This window comes from Kitasatospora sp. NPDC058218 (assembly GCF_042882445.1).
Lineage (GTDB): Bacteria > Actinomycetota > Actinomycetes > Streptomycetales > Streptomycetaceae > Kitasatospora.
In genome coordinates this window covers 1-1,735 of sequence record NZ_JBHVWC010000164.1, presented here as the reverse complement: position 1 = coordinate 1,735, position 1,735 = coordinate 1, and the positions used below count along the sequence as shown (strand labels likewise).

Annotated in this window: 1 protein-coding gene; it reads left to right on the top strand. The window is 68.9% G+C overall.

Going from position 1 to position 1,735, the window contains the following annotated elements; genetic code table 11:
• Positions 1 to 54 precede the first annotated feature (54 nt).
• Entirely contained in the window at positions 55 to 1,713 is a 1,659-nt protein-coding gene (locus tag ACFVYI_RS42410) for an ISAzo13 family transposase (RefSeq protein WP_387895470.1), read from the top strand.
• Positions 1,714 to 1,735 lie beyond the last annotated feature (22 nt).

The following is a 1,735-nucleotide window of genomic DNA, read 5'->3' as shown; positions in this document are numbered from 1 at the left end:
GGGCTTGTATATCAATTACTGCTTGCTCTGGTGGAGTTGGTGGGATGGTGGACCATGCCTGTGCATCCGCCCATCACCGCGTTACGGGCCAAGTTCGATCGGCTCCTGCCTCATCTCGACGAGCGCCGTCGTCGGCTCTACCTGGCCAGTGAGGCCGCAGCGATCGGTCACGGTGGGATCGCTCTGGTGGCTGCAGCCTCCGGGGCCAGTACAGCCACCGTCGCGCGCGGCGTGACCGAGCTGGCCGGGGACCCGGTGCCCACACGAAGGGTCCGGGCTGCGGGAGCCGGCCGCAAGCCGTTGACGGTCACCGATCCCGGCCTGGTGCCGGCCCTCGAGGCGTTGATCGAGCCGCACACCCGGGGTGACCCGGTCTCCCCGCTGCGATGGACCACCTTGTCGTTGCGGGCTCTGGCCTCGGCCCTCACGTCGCAGGGCCATCCAGTCAGTGCCGCAACCGTCGGACGCCTGCTGCACCGGCTCGGCTACAGCCTGCAGGGCACCGTCAAGACCACCGAGGGCGCCGGCCATCCGGACCGCGACGCCCAGTTCGCCCACCTGAACGCCACGGCCACCGCCTTCCTCGACGACCGGCAGCCGGTGATCAGCGTCGATGCCAAGGCCAAGGAATGGCTCGGCAGCCGCGACCGGCCCGGCCGCACCTGGCGGCCGGGCAAGGACCCGATCAAGGTCGACTGCCACACCTTCACTACCAGCGACCAGCCCGTCGCCATCCCGTACGGGATCTACGACATCGCCACCAACACCGGCTGGGTCAACGTCGGGACCGACCACGACACCGCCGAGTTCGCGGTCGAGTCCATACGCCGCTGGTGGCAGCGCCGCGGGCGGGTGCACCATCCGAACGCCACCCGGCTGCTGATCACCGCCGACGCCGGCGGCTCCAACGATCCACGCCGCTGGACCTGGAAGAAGCACCTGGCCGCCTTCGCCCTGGAGAGCGGCCTGGAGATCACGGTCTGCCACTTCCCGCCGGGCACGTCGAAATGGAACAAGATCGAGCACCGGATGTTCTGCCACATCACCGCGAACTGGCGCGGCCGACCGCTGACCAGCTACGAGGTCGTCATCGAGACGATCGCCGCGACGACCACCCGGACCGGGCTGACCATCGGCGCCGAGCTGGACAACGGCAGCTACCGCCTGGGCTCCACGGTGCCCGCTACGGAGTTCCAGGCCCTGCCGATCACACCTGATGCGTTCCACGGCGACTGGAACTACACCCTCGCCCCCGTTCCACCCCGACCTCCGGAGGCACCGGCGGCTGCCCGGCGGATCGACCCGGCCCTGACCGAGATGCTCAGCGATCCGGCCCTGACCGGCATGCCACTGGCCGACTTCGAACGCCTGGTGGCAGTCTCCGAACCCTACTGGGATGCCCTGGCCGAAGCGGCCTTCCAGCGGCGTTTCCACCGTCCACGCAGCTATCTGCACCCGCAGACCAGCAGCCTGGACCACTACCACCGGCTCCTGGCGGCGCTCTTACGCCGCCGCAGGGCGATCACCAGCACCCTCCTGGCCCAGCTGCTGGGCGTCACCCGCACCAACCTCTCCAACCAGTTCCAGGACGGCCACCGCCTACTGGACCTGCACCGCATCGCCGTCACACCGCTGCCCGGGTCGCCCACCCGCACCCTGGAACAGCTCCGAGCCCTTCTGTCCGAGCCCGCCGACAAGGAAGATCAACTCTGACAGTTATTCAGAAACAAGCCCC